18 protein-coding genes are annotated in these 17,954 nt (G+C 63.0%); 11 read left to right on the forward strand and 7 right to left on the reverse strand.

Features of this window, described 5'->3' with window-relative positions:
* Positions 1–13 precede the first annotated feature (13 nt).
* Positions 14–490: a MarR family winged helix-turn-helix transcriptional regulator gene (locus ACVZUB_RS22045; RefSeq protein ID WP_482627764.1), complete on the reverse strand. Its 477-nt coding sequence runs from the start codon at positions 488–490 to the stop codon at positions 14–16.
* A gap of 124 nt (positions 491–614) precedes the next feature.
* On the opposite strand from ACVZUB_RS22045, the gene ACVZUB_RS22050 reads away from it, so the two are divergent.
* Entirely contained in the window at positions 615–1,118 is a 504-nt protein-coding gene (locus ACVZUB_RS22050; RefSeq protein WP_019744765.1) for a COG4315 family predicted lipoprotein, read from the forward strand.
* 3 nt (positions 1,119–1,121) lie between these two features.
* Here the strand turns inward: ACVZUB_RS22050 and ACVZUB_RS22055 are convergent, their stop codons facing one another.
* Together ACVZUB_RS22055 and ACVZUB_RS22060 are read right to left on the reverse strand one after the other, a co-directional pair.
* Positions 1,122–2,444 (reverse strand): NAD(P)/FAD-dependent oxidoreductase, encoded by a 1,323-nt coding sequence (locus ACVZUB_RS22055; RefSeq protein WP_482627765.1) that lies wholly within the window; start codon positions 2,442–2,444, stop codon positions 1,122–1,124.
* Positions 2,444–3,196, reverse strand: coding sequence for an SDR family oxidoreductase (locus tag ACVZUB_RS22060; protein ID WP_007727631.1), 753 nt, complete (start codon positions 3,194–3,196; stop codon positions 2,444–2,446). Before ACVZUB_RS22060 ends, ACVZUB_RS22055 begins: the two co-directional genes overlap by 1 nt.
* An 82-nt stretch (positions 3,197–3,278) precedes the next feature.
* On the opposite strand from ACVZUB_RS22060, the gene ACVZUB_RS22065 reads away from it, so the two are divergent.
* Genes ACVZUB_RS22065 through ACVZUB_RS22075 form a run of 3 tightly spaced genes read left to right on the forward strand, consistent with a single transcriptional unit; the run spans position 3,279 to position 7,716 of the window.
* A complete protein-coding gene (locus ACVZUB_RS22065; protein ID WP_042449247.1) occupies positions 3,279–4,688 on the forward strand; it encodes a dihydrolipoyl dehydrogenase family protein in 1,410 nt (469 codons plus the stop codon).
* Positions 4,689–4,717: 29 nt separating this feature from the next.
* Positions 4,718–6,247 carry a carboxylesterase/lipase family protein gene (locus tag ACVZUB_RS22070; RefSeq protein ID WP_063315948.1) on the forward strand — a complete coding sequence of 510 codons (1,530 nt, stop codon included), beginning with the start codon at positions 4,718–4,720 and terminating at the stop codon, positions 6,245–6,247.
* Positions 6,244–7,716 (forward strand): carboxylesterase/lipase family protein, encoded by a 1,473-nt coding sequence (locus ACVZUB_RS22075; RefSeq protein ID WP_482627766.1) that lies wholly within the window; start codon positions 6,244–6,246, stop codon positions 7,714–7,716. Before ACVZUB_RS22070 ends, ACVZUB_RS22075 begins: the two co-directional genes overlap by 4 nt.
* A gap of 7 nt (positions 7,717–7,723) precedes the next feature.
* Here the strand turns inward: ACVZUB_RS22075 and ACVZUB_RS22080 are convergent, their stop codons facing one another.
* The gene (locus ACVZUB_RS22080) at positions 7,724–8,149 is read right to left on the reverse strand and encodes a hypothetical protein (RefSeq protein ID WP_003946354.1); all 426 of its coding nucleotides are present in this window, start codon (positions 8,147–8,149) and stop codon (positions 7,724–7,726) included.
* The gene (locus tag ACVZUB_RS22085; RefSeq protein ID WP_003946400.1) at positions 8,146–8,736 is read right to left on the reverse strand and encodes a helix-turn-helix domain-containing protein; all 591 of its coding nucleotides are present in this window, start codon (positions 8,734–8,736) and stop codon (positions 8,146–8,148) included. Before ACVZUB_RS22085 ends, ACVZUB_RS22080 begins: the two co-directional genes overlap by 4 nt.
* Before the next feature lie 166 nt (positions 8,737–8,902).
* Here ACVZUB_RS22085 and ACVZUB_RS22090 point away from each other — a divergent pair, with 166 nt between their 5' ends.
* From ACVZUB_RS22090 to ACVZUB_RS22115, 6 genes are all read left to right on the forward strand, one after another.
* Complete coding sequence (locus tag ACVZUB_RS22090) at positions 8,903–9,688, forward strand: aldolase (protein ID WP_063315946.1); 786 nt, start codon at positions 8,903–8,905, stop codon at positions 9,686–9,688.
* A 33-nt stretch (positions 9,689–9,721) separates the two neighbouring features.
* Positions 9,722–10,624 (forward strand): dihydrodipicolinate synthase family protein, encoded by a 903-nt coding sequence (locus ACVZUB_RS22095; protein WP_064687551.1) that lies wholly within the window; start codon positions 9,722–9,724, stop codon positions 10,622–10,624.
* 59 nt (positions 10,625–10,683) lie between these two features.
* Positions 10,684–11,544 carry an SDR family oxidoreductase gene (locus tag ACVZUB_RS22100; RefSeq protein ID WP_003946390.1) on the forward strand — a complete coding sequence of 287 codons (861 nt, stop codon included), beginning with the start codon at positions 10,684–10,686 and terminating at the stop codon, positions 11,542–11,544.
* Positions 11,544–13,352: a DEAD/DEAH box helicase family protein gene (locus ACVZUB_RS22105; RefSeq protein WP_311093794.1), complete on the forward strand. Its 1,809-nt coding sequence runs from the start codon at positions 11,544–11,546 to the stop codon at positions 13,350–13,352. Before ACVZUB_RS22100 ends, ACVZUB_RS22105 begins: the two co-directional genes overlap by 1 nt.
* Before the next feature lie 199 nt (positions 13,353–13,551).
* Positions 13,552–14,028 carry a nitroreductase/quinone reductase family protein gene (locus ACVZUB_RS22110; RefSeq protein WP_003946395.1) on the forward strand — a complete coding sequence of 159 codons (477 nt, stop codon included), beginning with the start codon at positions 13,552–13,554 and terminating at the stop codon, positions 14,026–14,028.
* Positions 14,029–14,085: 57 nt separating this feature from the next.
* Positions 14,086–14,865 (forward strand): DUF427 domain-containing protein, encoded by a 780-nt coding sequence (locus ACVZUB_RS22115; RefSeq protein WP_475843859.1) that lies wholly within the window; start codon positions 14,086–14,088, stop codon positions 14,863–14,865.
* Positions 14,866–14,895: 30 nt separating this feature from the next.
* On the opposite strand, the gene ACVZUB_RS22120 is transcribed toward ACVZUB_RS22115, so the two are convergent.
* Positions 14,896–16,128, reverse strand: coding sequence for an MFS transporter (locus ACVZUB_RS22120; protein ID WP_042921334.1), 1,233 nt, complete (start codon positions 16,126–16,128; stop codon positions 14,896–14,898).
* 72 nt (positions 16,129–16,200) lie between these two features.
* On the opposite strand from ACVZUB_RS22120, the gene ACVZUB_RS22125 reads away from it, so the two are divergent.
* A complete protein-coding gene (locus ACVZUB_RS22125; protein WP_007727651.1) occupies positions 16,201–17,076 on the forward strand; it encodes a LysR family transcriptional regulator in 876 nt (291 codons plus the stop codon).
* On the opposite strand, the gene ACVZUB_RS22130 is transcribed toward ACVZUB_RS22125, so the two are convergent.
* Positions 17,069–17,935 carry an Fpg/Nei family DNA glycosylase gene (locus tag ACVZUB_RS22130; protein WP_007727653.1) on the reverse strand — a complete coding sequence of 289 codons (867 nt, stop codon included), beginning with the start codon at positions 17,933–17,935 and terminating at the stop codon, positions 17,069–17,071. The two genes, ACVZUB_RS22125 and ACVZUB_RS22130, sit on opposite strands and share 8 nt — an antisense overlap.
* Between the last annotated feature and the right edge of the window lie 19 nt (positions 17,936–17,954).

Genomic DNA, 17,954 nt, shown 5'->3' on the forward strand with positions numbered 1-17,954 from the left:
CTGCGTCAGCATCTCACTGCCCCCCGCCTTCCGATCCGGCTGCTGCCAGAGCGCTCGCCAATCGAGACAGGGCCGGTAGAGCAGCCTCGATACTTGCCCTGTCCTCTGCGGTCAGAGTCGACAATGCCTGACCGACAATCACACTCCGGCGATCACGCCACACCTCGACGCGGGCGCGCGCCTCGTCCGCGAGCACCAATCGCGCGACGCGGCGGTCGGCCTCGTCGGCAACGCGTTCGATCACTCCCTCGTCGACGAGCTGCCGCACCAAGGTGGACACCGTGTTTGCCGCGACACCCAATCGCCCGGCGGCCTCGGCCACCGACAGACCCGGGTTGCGCCGTAGCAGCCTGACGAGTTCGATCTGGGCGCCGGCGAGCGGTCGTTCCGCAAACGGCCGCCCCGACGCCTTCCTCGTGACCCGGCGCAATTGTCCGAGCGTCTCCAGGACGTCATCCGAAAGCCTGTGATCTGCTCCGATTTCATCCATACCTCACAATAGCTCTGTAACAGAGCTATTGTCGAGGAATCCGGACGCCCGGCGTTTTCAGCTCGTCCGCAACGGGTATCCCCGATTGCTTGTCCCGAGCACTCCCGCCCAGAACGGAGACGTCATGCGCAGACAGTGGTTGTTCGCGACGGTTGCGAGTAGCGCCCTGATCCTCACCGGTTGCTCGCCCGACGCCCTCGATTCCGGGGACAGCGCAGACAACGTCACTGCCATTGCGACGTCGCTGTCGCCACCCGCCGCCGCTGATGCACCCCTGCTGAAGACCGCCGACTCCCCACTCGGGACGATCGCCGTCGACGGCGAAGGCATGACCGTCTACGTCTACAACCCGGACGAGGAGAACTCACAAGCCGGGTCGTGCGACGAAGCGTGCCTGCGTTACTGGCCGGCGGTCACCTCGGTCACGGATTCGCCGATCGTCGAAGGAATCGACGCCGTCATCGACACTGTCGACGGGCCTGAAGGATCTTTCCAGATCACCGTCAACGGCAAGCCTGTTTATCGGTACCTCGACGACAAGGTTCCCGGCGACATGCTCGGACAGAGCGTCGGCAGCCTGTGGTGGATGATCGACGCCGCCGGAAACCCCGTGTTCAAGACCGAGTAACCCTCAGTTGTACGGCTGCCGAGCGGTTTCGGGGTCGCCGTACGTGATTGCCCGTTCCCGACGCGTTTTCGACGCCAGGGTTGCGCCCCAGTTCAGCACCGTGCTGGCGCGATTGCGGAACCCCGCGAGGAACGCGATGTGGATGATTCCCCATGACACCCATCCGATGAACCCGGACAACTTGACCGGCCCTGCCTGAAGCAACGCGTGGCGTCGCGAAATGTAGGCCGCGGTTCCAAGATCGCGGTACTTGAACGGTTTTCGGCTGGGCACTCCGTTTTCCACGGTTGCAGCGATCCGGGCACCGGCGTGCCGACCACCCTGCATCGCGACCTCGGCCACCCCGGCAAGTTTGTCCCGCGACATGAGGTCGCCCACCACGTAGACGTTCGGGTGGCCGGGAACGGTCAGATCGGCTTCCACCTCGATGCGGCCACCGCCGACCTGCTTCACACCCAGCGCCGTGGCCAGTGCCTCGGCGAACGGCACTGCTTCGACGCCCGCGGTCCACAGAATCGTGCGGGTCTCGTACTGCCGCTTCTCTTTTGTCTTCTTGTCCGTCGTCTCGATGCTGGTCTCGCACACGTCGGTGACGTGCACGCCGAGGTGAGTCTCGACGCCGATCCCGTCGAGAGTACGTTTGGCGGCGGCCGAGAGCTTGCGACTGAACGAAGGGAGCACCCGATCGTCGCCGTGGAAGAGCAGTACCCTTGCCTCGTCAGGGTCGATGGACCGGAACTCGTTGGTGAGCGCGTGCATCGCCAATTCGCGGATCTGTCCGGCTAATTCGACGCCGGTGGGTCCGCCGCCCGCCACGGCGAATGTCAGCCACGGTCGACGTTCTTCCGCAGTCGGGAGCGATTCGGCCATCTCGAACGCAGCAATGAGACTGCGCCTGATCGCCAAAGCGTCGTCGAGGGTTTTCATGCCGGGCGCCCATTTGATGAACTCGTCCTGGCCGTGGTAGGACTGGCGCATTCCAGCCGCCACGATCAGGTAGTCGTACGGCAATTCGAAGGTCGACCCGTCGAAGCGACTGGCAGTCAGTATCCCGGCGTCGGCGTCCACCGACTTGGCCTCGCCCAGAACGACGTTCGTGTTCTTGTTGTCCTCGAGCAGATGTCGCAGCGGACTTGCGATCTGCCCTTCGGAGAGCAGACCCGTGGCGCACTGGTAGAGCAGGGGCTGGAAGACGTGGCTGGTCCCTCGGTCGATCAGAACCACCTCGACGTCGGCCTTCTTGAGCCGTCTCGCTGCGTACAGTCCACCGAAGCCGCCACCGACGATCACTACGCGGGGCTTACCGTTCGAGATGTGGATGCTCATCAGACAAACCTCGCTGTCACGGAGTTGGGCAGGAATCGTAGGGCCGCATCTATCCCTTGCCACTTGAGGCCGGGTAGCGCCGCTCGGGTGGTTTCCTTCTCGATGGCGTCGACCATGGCACTGACGCCTTCGTCCAGACTGGCCATGAGCGCTGCGTCGTCGCCGGCGCCGGCGGACATGTCGGTCTTGATGAAGCCCGGCAGCAGGGTGGTGACCCGAATAGGTGTGCGCGCCAACTCGATACTGAGCGCCTCACCCAGAGCCGCTACTCCCGCCTTGCTTGCCGAATAGGCCGCTTTTGGCCCGGGTAGCCCCCGATCCGCGCTGATCGAGGACACGAGAACCAGGTGTCCGGAGTCCTGCGCGCGGAAGATCTCGAGCGCAGCTTCACACTGCGACAGCGCGCCGACAAAATTCGTCTGCGCTGTTGCAAGATTCGCGTGCGCTTTTCCGGTTCCGATCTTGGCGCCCTTGCCGAGCCCGGCGTTGACGATCACCCGGTCCAGGCCACCCAACTCGTCGCGCAGCTCACCGAAAACCCGGACGACGGAATCGTGTTCGGTCACATCGAGTTCGCGCACTGCGACGCTGATCGACGGGTACTGCGCCACCAGCTCCCCACGCAGCGTGTCGAGACGATCCGTCCGCCGGGCACACAACGCGAGGTCGCGACCGGCCGCGGCGAATCTCCTGGCCATCTCCTCACCCAGACCCGAACTGGCACCGGTGATCAAAATCTTCTGCCGCGTCATGGGTGCAACTGTAACCATCATCGAGTTCTCGTACCCGGCGGTAACCGAGCGAACTCGGACCGATCCGACATACCGTGGAGCAATGACCGACGAATTCGATGTCATCGTGATCGGCGGTGGACCCGCCGGCGAGAACGCCGCCGCATACGCCATCGCCGGAAGTAATCGCACCGCCGCAATCGTGGAACACGAACTGGTCGGCGGTGAATGCTCGTATTGGGCCTGTATGCCCAGCAAGGCACTACTGCGCCCGGGGCAGGTCCTCGAGGCGGCCGACGCCTTGCCCGGGATCCCGGCCGGACCGCTGGACGTCGATGCCATTCTGAAACGGCGCGACTCGTTCACCCACAACCACGACGACTCGTCCCAGGTCGACTGGGCAACCTCCGCGGGCATCACCGTGATCAAAGGCCACGGGGTCATCGACGGCGAGCGAGCAGTGACCGTCGACGGGACCCGTAAGCTCCGTGCCCGCCAGGCCGTCGTACTCGCCACGGGAACGACCGCCACCGTCCCGAAGACACCGGGATTGCGCGAGGCACTCCCGTGGACCTCGCGCGACGCCACCAACCTGCACGAGGTTCCGTCGCGAGTGGCGGTCATCGGCGGCGGAGTGGTCGCAACTGAGTGCGCAACGTGGTTGTCGTCGTTCGGCGCTCACGTGACGTTGCTCGTGAGGGGCGATGCTCTGTTGAAATCAGCAGAACCGTTTGCCGGAACGATGGTGGCCGAAGCACTCGGTGCCCGCGGTGTGGACGTTCGACTGAGCACTGCCGTCAACTCGGTCTCACGCCCCGATGCCAAGGACACCGGCGAAGGTCACATCCACGGTGGACCCGTCAGCATCGAGACATCGTCCGGCGTGATCGAAGTCGACGAGGTCATCGTCGCGGCGGGCCGCGGGCCGACATCTGCCGATCTCGGCTTGTCCGTCATCGGCCTCGAGGACGGCAAGTACGTCACCACTGACGATCACCTCTGTGCCCAAGGTGAGTGGCTCTACGCCGTCGGCGACATCAACGGTCGTTCTCCCCTCACCCACATGGGCAAGTATCAGGCGAGAGTCTGCGGAGACGTCATCGCCGCGCGGGCCGAGAGCCGCGGACTCAGGGGACCTCGGTACACGGCGTCGGCGGACAACGGACAGGTCCCCCAGGTGGTGTTCACCTCACCCGAAATCGCCTGGGTGGGACGCACCGAGAAGAAAGCTCGCGACGACGGCTACGACGTCGAAGTCGTGGAGATCGAACTCGCCGTCGCGGGATCTTCGCTGCTGCGCGACGACTACTCGGGGCGCGCGAAGTTGGTGATCGACAAGGCCACCGACGTGATCCTCGGCGCTACCTTCGCCGGGCCCGAAGTATCCGAGCTGGTGCATGCGGCGACAATCGCGGTCGTCGGCGCCGTACCACTGGAAACTCTCTGGCATGCGGTGCCCTCGTATCCGACGGTCAGTGAAGTCTGGCTTCGATTGCTGGAGGCTCGCCGCTGACGCGCTCCCGAAGTACGTATAGTCGCGACATGGCGTCCGACATACTTGTGACCACGGCCGACGGCACCCTGCGCGGCCGCCGGGTGGGAAAACTTCGTGCCTGGCGCGGAATTCCCTACGCCCGGCCGCCGGTCGGAACACTGCGTCTGACGCGACCCCAGCCGGTCACGCCGTGGACCGGAGAACGCGACGCGACCAGGTTCGGCGACGCGTCTGTCCAACACAAGAAGGGGCTGTTGCTCGCGCCCGGGAAGTACCAGCCGAGCAGCGAGGACTGCCTGACGCTCAACGTGCTCGCCCCCGCGAACACCGGCAATACTCCGCGTCCCGTCATGGTTTTCATCCACGGTGGGGCAAACACCATCGGGACCTCGGCCACCGGCTTGTACTCGGGCGTGTCCCTCGTCGAACGCGGCGACGTCGTCTACGTCTCGATCAACTACCGACTCGGCGCTCTGGGCTACCTCGATTTCACCCCGTTCTCCACATCCGAGCGCGTATTCGACTCCAACCTCGGACTGCGCGATCAGGTCGCGGCCCTGCAGTGGGTGCAACGCAACATCGCCGCCTTCGGTGGGGATCCTGAAAAAGTCACGATTTTCGGTGAATCCGCCGGAGCCACCGCCGTCACCACCCTGATGGCGACTCCGGCCGCCAAGGGACTCTTTGCCGGCGCTATCGCCGAGAGTTCGGCTCCGGATCTGGTCTCGAGCACGCAGCGATCGCATGCCTGGGGCGCGCGTTTCGTCGAGATCCTCAATTCCGGCCTACCACCCGCGAAGGCCCTGACCTCGGCGACAGCCGTCGAATTGGGCAGAGCCGGAAGCAGACTGGGCGCCGAGGTACTCGCGAACACACCTGGACTACATCCCTTCGGACCGGTCGTCGACGGCGACTTCCTGCCGCGCTCCCCCTTGGACGCATTCAAAGAAGGATCGGCACACCAGGTGCCGATGATCATCGGCACCAACAGACGGGAGGGGACGCTGTTCCCGAAGGTGCTCGACGCACTTCCGACCAACCCGTCGCGCATCGACACCATGTTTGCCCTCACCGATCCCGAGGCCGGGAAGCGCATCCTCGCAACCTATCCCGGCTACCCGGACGAGCAGTCCGCGATCGACGTCGGCGGAGACGTCACGTTCTGGCACCCGTCCGTGGAGTTGATGCAAGCGCACGCACAATCGGCGCCGACATACGCCTACCGATTCGACTTCGCGCCGACGATGATGCGCTGGCTCGGCCTCGACGCCACACACGGATTCGAGCTGTTTGCAGTCTTCGGCATCGGTGACACCCTTGTCGGGCGCGGCCTCACCCTTCCCGGCGGTCGACGCGGACTGCGCGCAGTCACCGAATCTGTTCAGGGACACTGGCTTCACTTCGCCGAGCACGGCTCGCCGCGCGGATCGTGGCCGCGCTACGAGGGGCAGGAGCGTCGGACCATGATCTTCGACGAGATCGTCCGCGTCGAGAACGATCCCAGACGTGAACAACGCTTGGCCTGGGCGGGATACAGCGGTTACCGTAGCCACGGCACCGACATCTCCCTACCGTGACGAGCCCCCTCGAGATCACTCTCGATTCCGGGGTCGTACGCGGGCGCCTCGATCGAGGACTGCGCACCTGGCGAGCAATCCCCTACGCAACGGCCCCGACCGGTCCTCGGAGATTTCGCGCACCGCAGCCGGTCGAGGCTTGGCATGGTGTCCGCCCGGCGGAAGCATTCGGCTCTCCGTCTCCGCAGCGCAAGAGCAACTTCGACGAGAACTCACTCTTCGTCAATGTCGTGGCTCCGCAGGTACCGTCGGATTCGTTGCGACCGGTCATGGTTTTCATTCACGGCGGCGCGTACAACGGCGGGAATCCGTCGACGCCCATGTACCGCGGAACGAGCCTGGTCGAACGTGGCGACATCGTCTACGTCTCGATCCAATATCGTCTCGGCGCGTTGGGCTACCTCGATTTCAGTGAATATTCCACTGCGGAACAATCATTCGAGACGAACCTCGGATTGCGCGATCAGATCGCCGCGCTGACGTGGGTCCAACGCAACATCGCCGCTTTCGGTGGCGACCCGAACGCCGTCACCGTCTTCGGTGAATCGTCCGGCGCCAACGCGGTCACCACTCTGATGGCAACGCCGGCGGCACGAGGGCTGTTCGCCCGGGCCATCGCTCAAAGTCCGCCGGCTGCTTCGGCATACGGAAAAGAGCGAGCGCACCGTTGGGCACGCGAGTTCCTCGAGATCGCACAGGCTCCGGATGCCGATCCGGCATCGTGGCTGCGCTCCGCTTCGGTGAAGGACCTGGTCGATGCCGGCGAAGAACTTGCGCGCCGCGGCGCGGACGACGAACCCGGAACGCGGGCATTTGCCCCCGTGGTGGGTGACGACGTCCTTCCCGAACACCCGCTCGACGTGTTCGCCGCCGGACGCGCCCACCCCGTTCCGCTGCTCGTCGGTTCGAATCTCCACGAGGGAAGAATCTTCCCGCGCGTTCTCGACATCTTGCCTACCGACCCGGTTCGGATCGAGAAGATGTTCTCCCACACCACCCCTGAAGTGAAAGCACGTGCGCTCGCGGCGTATCCCACGTATCCGCACCGGTTTGCTGCCGCAGATCTCGGCGGCGACATCACGTTCTGGGAGCCCGCGATACTCTGCGCACAGGGTCATTGCCAGGTAGCTCCTACCTACAGTTACCGCTACGATTTTGCGCCTCGCCTGCTCAGACTCATCGGCATGGGCGCTACCCACGCCACCGAATTGCTTGCGGTCTTCGGGCGTTCGGATGCACTCACCGCGGCCTTGACAGCGGTCGGTGGGCGCCGCGGACTGACTGCGGTGACCTCCACCATGCAGCGCCACTGGATCCATTTCGCCCGCCACGGAGTGCCGGACCGGGATTGGCCCGCCTACTCCGTACCGGAGCGGCAAACAATGATCTTCGACGAGACGTCCCGAGTGGAGAACGACCCGATGGGTGAGCGTCGACGGGCTTGGATCGGCTACGAGCACAGGCGCTGAAGCCCGATCAGAAGAACTGACCTTTCACGAAACCTGCGAGTAGGACGGCAAATCCGCCCACCTCGCCGAGAATCAGCAGAAACATCCCGAGGTGCAGGGGCGGACCGGCGGACTCGAACTGATTGTCGGTGTCCTTCATCGCACCGTGAGCGATGTAGCTGAATATCGCTGCGAGAAAGAAGAACACGACCACTGCGGCACTGGTCAGGTTGATCCACGTCGGCCACGCACTGAGTTCGACGAACACCGCGATCAGCAGCGTCGCAAACGAGTACATCAGGGCAGCGCGGTGTGCGATGTCGACATACGGATGGGCGAGGTGATTGTCCGAAGTGGCCATCTGTCGGTATTTCCAGATTCCCAGGCACAGGGAGAGAAGGAAGATCAGACCGGCAGCGAGAAGCGTCAGTGTCGTGTCGATCCCCAGCGTCATCTGCCCACCCCGCAGTGCGTTTCCAGCGAGTCACCGCTGGGTGATCCAGCCGAAGGCTTGTCGTAGACGACAACCAACACCACCGCACGATCCGCCGACACCGACCGCATCCGGTGCGGCGTATTCGCGTCGAAGTACAAGCTGTCGCCGGCGTCGAGGTGCATCGTCTGCCCGGGGATTTCGAATTCTACGGATCCGGAATGCACGAACACGAACTCCTCTCCCGTGTGGTCCATGAACTTGGGACCCATCACCGAGGCCGGATGAACCACGAACGGCTGCATGGCCTTTCCGACCAGTGAGGGCGCGATCGGATCGTAGACGGAAGACTGCACGGAGTTGGCCGGGTCGATCACGCGGTCCTTCGCGCGCACGATCGTCATGGCATTTCCCTCCATACTGTCCGAGAACAGTTGCCCCACATCGGCGTCGAGCACACGCGCAATCTTGAGTGCCACCGCGATCGACGGGGTACTGATACCCCGCTCGACCTTGGAGAGATAGCTCTTCGTCAGACCGGTCTGCTCGGCCAGGCCCTCGAGCGTCAGACCGGCGCGACGCCGATGTGTTCGCAAAAACGCTGCCATTCGGTTCCCCTCACGAGACTTTGTGTCATCACCCTACCAATACATTGACCTGCGGCGATCAGCGATGCAGGAATCGAAGGTTGCACATTTCCGTCCTATATGACACTTTGTGTCTTATAGGTGACTGAATGTCATTGATTCCCGGGTCCCGAGAAAGGCACACCCTATGACCGACACGATGCATGCGAGCAAGCAGGAACTCATGGCCACCGCCGAGACGAAGATGCTCACCGAAGTAGCGACAGGTAGTTGGACTCTTCGACAGAAGATCGCACTGACCTGCCGGGCACTGTCGGACGCCGGCCACGACTCCGGCCTTGCCGGACAGATCTCCGCCCGCGGTGAGCAGCCAGGAACGTTTGTCACACAGCGACTCGGCCTCGGGTTCGACGAGATCACCGAGGACAACCTCCTGCTCGTCAACGAGGATCTCGAAGTCCTCGACGGGGAAGGCATGCCGAACCCCGCCAACAGGTTCCACAGTTGGATCTACCGCGCACGACCCGACGTCAACTGCATCGTCCACACACACCCGCTACATGCGACGGCGCTGTCGATGCTCGAGATTCCCCTCGTCGTCTCCCAAATGGACATCGCGCCGCTCTACGACGACTGCGCATTTCTCGCCGACTGGCCCGGGGTTCCCGTGGGAAACGAGGAGGGCGAGATCATTTCGGCTGCACTCGGCGACAAGCGGGCAATTCTGCTCGCCCACCACGGCCAACTCGTCGTCGGCAACACGGTCGAAGAGGCATGCTCTCTCGGGCATCTGATCGAGCGAGCGGCCAGACTGCAGTTGCTGGCGATGGCTGCCGGAGACATCAAGCCGCTACCGCCTCGCCTGGCGAAGGAGGCACACGATTGGACACTGACTCCTCGGCGCAGCGAGGCGAACTTCGCTTACTACGCCCGTCGCGCTCTCCGCAATCATCCCGACACACTGACCAACTGACTTTTGTTTCCCACCAACAGAACTGAGAGCCTCATGAGCAGCACCATCAAGGGAATCGTCGCCTATCCCATCACCCCGTTCGACCGGGACACCGGAGCATTCGACCCCAAGCCGCTACACACGCTCCTCGACAGCATGATCAGCAGTGGTGTCGACGCGATAGCCCCACTCGGCAGTACCGGCGAGAGCGCCTATCTCGACGATGCAGAGTGGGAGACGGTCGCTCGGGAGACTGTCGACTACGTCGACCGCCGAGTCCCCACCGTCGTCGGAGTGTCGGATCTGACGACGGCGGGAGCACTCCGCCGAGCATCGATCGCGGCAGACGCCGGAGCCGACGCAATGATGATCCTCCCCACGTCGTACTGGCATCTGGGTGAGCAGGAGATTCGTGAACACGTCACCGCGGTGGCCGATTCCGTCGACATTCCCACGATGATCTACAACAATCCGGCCACCACCGGGATCGACATGTCGCCGGAGTTTCTCGTCGATCTCGTCTCCACCGTCGACGGCATCACGATGATCAAGGAATCCACCGGCGACATCACCCGGATGAACCGCATCAACGAACTGAGCGGTGGCACGATCCCCTTCTTCAACGGCAGCAATCCTCTTGCACTGCAATCTTTCTCTGCCGGTGCAAGCGGATGGTGCACGGCAGCCCCGTGTCTGGCCCCCGAACAGGTGGTGCACTTCTGGCGTCTACTCGAATCCGGTGATCGGTCGGGTGCCGCCGCTGTGTTCGAACAGATCGAGCCGCTACTGAAGGTCCTCGTCAGTCGCGGACTGCCGTCGACGGTCAAAGCCGGGTTGGAATCTCTCGGCGTCGACGCCGGCCTTCCCCGCCGGCCCCTGCTGTCCCTCGACGACAACACCAGGACAGCTTTGTCCGACGCTCTGTCGGTGGCTCGCGGTGTAATCGTCGCGTCGTGACCTGACGTGGGAGTGGGTTCCGGCAAGATGGGATGCACACCGACCGAAGGAGGGGCACCATGTCCGTAGATTCACGGTCTGCGAGGATCGCCGTCACCGGCGCGACCGGTCATATCGGCGGACTGGTGGCCCGGTCGTTGGCCGACGCCGGTGTCCCGCAGCGGCTGATCGCACGGTCGGTCAACCGATTACCGCAGCTCCCCGGTGCCGATTCGGCCGAGACCACGTACGGGGATCAGGAGCGCGCTCTCGCGGCTCTGGCCGGAATCGACACCCTCTTCATGGTCTCGGCGGCCGAAAGCGCAGATCGCCTGGATCAGCACCGCACCTTCATCGACGCCGCAGCGGAGGCCGGGGTCAGGCACATCGTGTACACGTCTTTCCTCGGCGCTGCTCCGGACGCGACGTTCACGCTCGCTCGCGATCACTGGGTCACCGAAGAACATATCCGCGCTTCCGGGCTCGCATTCACCTTCCTGCGCGACAGCTTCTACCTCGATTTCCTACCCGCTCTCGCCGGTGAAGACGGTGTGATCCGCGGACCCGCAGGGGACGGTCTCGTCGGCGCGGTAGCGCGCTCCGACATTGCTGCCGTCGCTGTGTCGGTTCTGCAGGATCTGGATTCTCATGTCGGACAGACGTACAACCTGACCGGACGGGAGGCACTGACGCTCTCCGAGGCCGCGAGCATCATCACCGAAGTCACCGGCAAGCGAACCACGTACGTCGAGGAAACGCTCGAGGAAGCTTACGAATCGCGGGCGTCGTACAACGCACCCGCTTGGGAACTCGACGCATGGGTGTCGACGTACACCGCAATCGCGCAGGGTGAATTGGCGCTGATCACGGGCACCGTGGAGGACCTTGTCGGCCGGCCTGCGCTCACGCTGCGTGAATTCCTCACAGCAGAAACCGCCTGATGCCACCACGCAAAGCAACCACGGCACGCAAGGCTGCCGCAAAGAAGGCTGCACCGCAGAAGGCTGCACCGAAGAAGGCTGCACCCAAGAGGAACACGACCAGAAAGACCGCCCCGAAGAAGACTGTCGCAAAGAAGAGCTCACGCGCGACGATGCCGGATGTGCCGACTGCCGGCCCTGGTGAGAGAGTCTGGCTCCTCGACGTTCCCTTTCGGACGCCGGCGCCTGGTGCGCAATTCGTCAAGAAATGGAAGAGCTACGCGTGGGTCGGTACGGAGTTACCCGTAGAACTCGCTCCATTCAAGGCACTCCCCTTCTCTTATCAGCAGTGGGTAGAGGACGACATCAATGACAGCACCGGTGAACGTCCCGTTGCTGCACCCAAAATTCCTCGGCCCGAGCAGGTTTCGGGGGCTGCAGCCGTCGTCGATGCCGCTCGCGCCGGCAAACGCGGATTTCTGTTGGCAGACAATGCAGGCCTGGGTAAGACGCTGATCGCAGTGATGTCTGCCAAGACGATTGCCGAGGAGCGTGGCGAAACCAACATCCTCGTCCTCGTCGATCGACCCGCACAGATCACCATTCCGCATTGGCGCTATTCCATCGCCTCGGTGGGCGACGGTGGATTCCGCTGGTTGATCATGTCGCCTGACCAATTGAAGAAGCTGATCGCGCGAAACGGCCGCCCCAAGTACACGTTCGGTGTGGTGATTGCCGACGAGGCCCAGCTGTACAGCAACGACACACAGCGCACGGCGGCATTCGAGAAGGTCGCGCGCTTTTCGAATGCTCACGAGCAAGCGCCGTTCGTCCTGTCCGTGACGGCAACACCGGGACACACGCCGGCCGACCAGCGTTACCTGGCACCGCTTTTCGCGCAGCTGCATTCAGAACCTTCGGAGTACTGGTCCGACCTGGGCGCCAGGCTGGTCGAGTCCGGCCTTCCGCTGGACAAGTCCTACGGGAAGTGGACGTGGAGCGCAGAGGCGAAGGAATCACCTACGCTGCAATCTCGCGCGCTCGAGACCGTGCGTGGGTGGATGTCGAACAGCAAACCGCCCTTGATGATTCATCGACCGACTCCGTGGGGACCTGTTCCGCTCGACGGTATGCCGATCGACCTCACCCATGCCCAGCGCGCCGAGTACGAGACGGAGTGGGCCGAGTACGCCTACGAAATGGGATTGGCCCGCAAGAGTCGCAACATCGCGCGCGGCCGTGCGCTGGTTCTGCGCTACCGACAGAAAGCGGGCATGATCCGCGCCGAGTCGACGGCCCAGTGGGCGCAGGCGCAGGTCAAGGCAGGCAAGCAGGTGTTGGTGGCCGTCGAATTCGTCTCCACGGCAGGTGATCCACTGGTCGAGATGATCGAAGACGCCGGGATCTCGGTGGCAAAACTGTTCGGCGCGGTGCCGGACAAGGAGGGTCAACGTCTGCGGTTTCAACGCGGGGACGCACCGGTCATCGTCTTCAATGTCACGACCTCGATCTCGCTCCATGCCAACGAAGCACTCCCGGACGGCACTCACGCGTCCCCGTTGCCGCGGACGGGAATCTTTCATCAACCGCGCTACTCAGGGATCGCGGCAGAACAGACGTTCGGTCGGTCGCATCGCGACTACCAGACGTGCCCGTGGGTCATACCCTTCGGCGTGGGCACCAAGGAAGAGGACGTCGCCACGGTCATGTTGCGCAATCTCAATTCGGTCACAGGTCTGAAAGGTGGTGATCGATCCGGTCTGCGGTCGCTGTCCGAACTGCTCGGCGTCGAGTGGCTAGAGCCTGATGTCTTGACCTCGGAGGGTTGATCTTCCAACGACCGTCCAACGCGCACAAACGAACGGTTTCGGCGGTATGCCCCAATTCTACTCCACCAAAACCGAATTCGGCTGACCGCTTCATTCCTTTCGGGACCTTGGGACTCAGGTATCTGTGACCAGACGTGGCAGACTCTTTCGAGTCGAGGTGCACCAGCCTCGAAACAGTGCCGAGAATGCGAGGGGTCCGATGCGCAATATCTACCGGTCATTGATGCGCAATGTCGGCCATACACAATGGTTCTCGGATCTCGGCAAGGATCTGGTTCCGCTCGATCGAGCAGTGCAGAGAGTGTCGGGAGGCAAGCTCTCGCTGGTCGGAGAGAACACCGTGACTCAGCTACTGCTCACCACGACGGGCCGTAAGACCGGCCGTTCTCGAACCACGCCACTCCTGTACGCACCCGACGGCGATGCGTTTGTCGTCGTCGGTTCGAACTGGGGGCAGGATACGCATCCAGCATGGACACTCAATTTGATGGCAAACCCCACCGCAATCGTGACAGTGAAGGGCGTCGAAATACCGGTCGGTGCGAGTCTGGCGGAGGGCGCCACGCGTAAGAAGCTGTGGGAGCTCGCGACCACCACGTGGCCGCCGTACGAAACCTACGCCGATCGAGCATTCGGGCGCCAGATCCGCGTATTTCGACTCCAACCTGTCAAATAACTGCTGCCGGGCGCAGGATGGGAAGGACCACCCTGCCGATCTCAGGAGCATTCGCGAATGTCCACAGCACTGACTCACGCAGAAGACACACAGATCAAAGCTTCCAACGGGCGGATCGCACTGGAGCCGAACCCCCGCCGAATTCGAGCCTTCTTCGCTGGTCACGCCGTCGCAGACACCACTCGTTCGGTATACCTTTTCGAACGCGGCCGCCTGCCGATGTACTACATCCCCCTCGCGGACGTTCGTACCGAATTCCTCGTCCCGACGTCGACGACCACCCATTGCCCATGGAAAGGTGACGCCACCTACTGGACGATCGAGATCGGGGATCGCCGGGCCGAGGACGCCGTCTGGACCTACCCTGAACAGTTCGACGGTTCCCTGGATCTGAGTGAGTACGTCGCATTCTATTGGGATCGCATGGACGCCTGGTACGAGGAGGATCAACAGGTCTTTGTCCACGCCCGCGATCCATACGTACGTATCGACGCACTCCCCTCGTCCCGCCACGTCCAGGTTTTTGTCGGCGACGTACTGGTCGCCGAGACGAGACGACCCAGACTGCTCTTCGAAACCGGACTGCCCACGCGGTACTACATTCCGAGAATCGACGTTCGCAGCGAGTACTTTGCGCCGTCCCCGACCACCACGGCCTGCCCCTACAAGGGCACTGCGTCGTATCTGTCGTTCACCGGCACAACCGAACTCGCTCCGATCGAGGATCTGGCGTGGTTCTATCCGTTCACTACCGCCGAAGCGTCCGGGATCGACGACCACGTGTCGTTCTATCCCGAACGCGTCGGCAAGATCCTGGTGGACGGTGCCGAAATCTGAAAGGTGCTGGAGCCGAGAAGGTGTGGGTGCCTACCCCACTGCAACAGGGGATTCCGGGATTCGCAGTTCAGCCGTCTCCAGTCGGCGATCATGCACCCACACCATCGCCGTTGCAACGGAGAAGACCAACCCGGCGATGCATACTCCGTTCCAGCCGTACGACTTCCACACCACTGACCCCACCGCCGAGCCCACGGCAGCACCGACGAAGTAGGTGGTCATGTACACGGAATTCACACGCGAACGTGCTTCGGGGACAAGGGCGTAGATCACGTTCTGGTTGCTGACGTGCACTCCCTGCAGCGCGAGGTCGGCAAGGACGATGGCAACGAGAAACCACACCACGTGGGTGGCACCGGCGACAAAGGGAAGCCACGACACCAAGAGAATCGCGATGGCGCCGCCGGTCGCCAGCTGACCCAATCCCCGATCGGCCAGTCTGCCCGCCACCGTCGCCATCAAAGCTCCCGCCACACCGAGTAGTCCGACCAAGCCGATTTGAGTGTCGCTGTAGCCGAATTCGCCGGACAGAAGAAAGGCCATCGTCGTGAAGACGGTGCTGACAGCAGCAAAAGCCAGTCCGCCCATGGCCGATCGGGTTCTCAGGCGCGGCAAGGTCGCAGCCAACTTCCCTACCGAAGCGAGCGTTGCGCGGTAGCTTGCCTTCGGGCGATCTGCGGAATCGGAAGGCAGAGATCGCCACAATGCCACGGCCATCACCACCATCAGCACCGCCGCAACCTTGTATACCGTCGACCAACCTCCCAATCCGGAGAGGACGCCGGCAACGCTGCGCGCCAGCAGGATTCCGATCAGCAGTCCACTCATGATCGTGCCGACCACCTGACCGGACCTCTCAGGTTCGGCCAGTGAGGCGGCAAACGGAATCAGCACCTGGGCGGCGACCGAAAAGACGCCAGCGACAGCGATTCCCACTGCCAGCGTGGCAAAGTTGGGCGCAAATCCGCTGACCGCTTGACCGGTCGCCGCCAGCAGCATGAGCCCTACCGTCAGCTTGCGTCGGTCCACCATGTCGCCCACCGGAACCAGAAGTATCAATCCGAGTGCATACGCGACCTGCGCGATGGTCACCGTCGCGGCCGCTGCGGAGGCCGACACATTCAGGTGATCTGCGATGGAATCGAGGAGTGGCTGGTTGAAATAGTTACCGCCCGCGCACAGGCCCGTCGCCGCAGCCATCAGCAGCACTATAGGTAGTCCGAGCCTCGGACGCGCGTCGCTTGAAATCATGTCGTCAAGCATGACCGCCTACACCGACGCGCGTCCAATAGATAGATATGCATGATCTATCTCCAGAAACGATAGATTGGTGCAATGGAACTACGTCACATCCGCTACGCCCTGGCAGTCGCGGAAGACAGACACTTCAGCCGAGCAGCGTCGCGGTTGCACGTTTCCCAGTCCGCCTTGAGTGCCCAGATCAGAGACCTCGAAAAGGAACTGGGAGTCGAATTGTTCAACCGGAACAGCCGAAACGTCGGCCTGACTGCTGCAGGCGAGGTTTTTGTCGCCCGCTCCCGCGAGGTACTCGGCGCCGTGTCGAGACTCGTCAGTGATGTCTCGGCACGGAGCAACGAGCAAGTGCGGTTGACGGTCGGCACCATCACCTCGGCGGGGCGCGTCGACGTCGGACGCGCCCTGGCAGATCTGACACGGCGCCACCCTGCAATCAACATCACCGCGCGACCGTACGGCAGTGAAGTAGTTATCGAGGGAGTCCGGTCCGGTGCAATCGACGTCGGCATTGTCGGATTGGCCGCAGGTCGCCTACCCAAGAGCTTTGCCGCCGCACCGCTGTGGAGTGAACCCACCGCAGCGTTCGTTGCTCCCGACCATCCCTTTGCCCAGGCTTCGTCGATCAGGCTCGAAGACCTACGCGATCACACTCTCGTGGACTTCGCCTCCGGCAGCGAGGCCCGTGTCCAAACCGACCAAGCCTTCGCCGAATCACAGGTCCCTCGGGGAAAAACCCTTGAAGCCAACTCGGTAGACCTGATCTGTTCACTGACCGCCAACGGCCTGGGCGTAGGTTTGCTCCCCCAGTCCATGAGCGCCCTGCACCCCGAATTGGTCTGTATTCCGATCACCGATGCGCCGCATCGGATCGTCCACGCAATCACCGAACCCACCCATTCGTCGGCGCTCGCCCGCGAGTTCGTCGAACTACTCGCAGCGCAGTTCGCTACTTGAGCAGTTTCGACATTCGCCTGTCCGCCAACGGTTTACCGCCGGTCTGGCACGTCGCGCAGTATTGAAAAGAGCGCTCCGCGAACGACACTTCGCGTACGACGTCACCGCACACCGGGCACGGAAGTCCAGTACGAGCATGTACTCGCATCCCCGAGCGTTTCTCACCTTTGAGCCGGGCCGCGTCCTGACCTTCCGAACGCTCGATCGCGTCGGCCAGCGTAGATCGCATCACGGCATACAACGTCGAAATCTGATCCGGCGTCAGCCGCGACGAGGTCGCGAAAGGCGAGAGTTTCGCGGTGTGGAGGATCTCGTCCGAGTAGGCGTTCCCGATACCGGCGATCAACGACTGCTCGACTATCGAGTTCTTGATCCGCGCCGACGTTCCGCCCAGAATCTGTGCGAACTCGGCTTCGGTCACAGCCATCGCGTCCGGCCCCAACCGGGCGATGCCCGGAACTTCCTGCGGATCGTTCACGACCCAGACGGCGAGGCGTTTCTTGGTGCCGGCTTCGGTGAGATCGAATGCCGGCGTCAACCCTTCGGGTGTGAAGAAATGAACGCGCAGCGCCAACGGCCCCTTCCCCGGCTTCGGCGGCGTCGCCGATGGATTGTCCAGCCAGCGCATCCAGCCGGCACGGGAGAGATGCGTGACCAACCACAACCCGTCGCAATCCAGAGCCAGATGCTTCCCGAAGCGGGCGGCGCCCGTGACGTCACGCCCCTGCAGAGCGGTGATCGGCGGATCGAAGGTCTTGAGCACACTCAATGCAGCGATGTCGACGCGTCCCACCACTGCGCCGACCGCGTGCTGACGAAGGAACCCTGCCAGCGCTTCCACCTCGGGTAGTTCAGGCATGGCAACAGACTAACGCCGA

Source organism: Rhodococcus sp. OS5 (genome assembly GCF_056837585.1).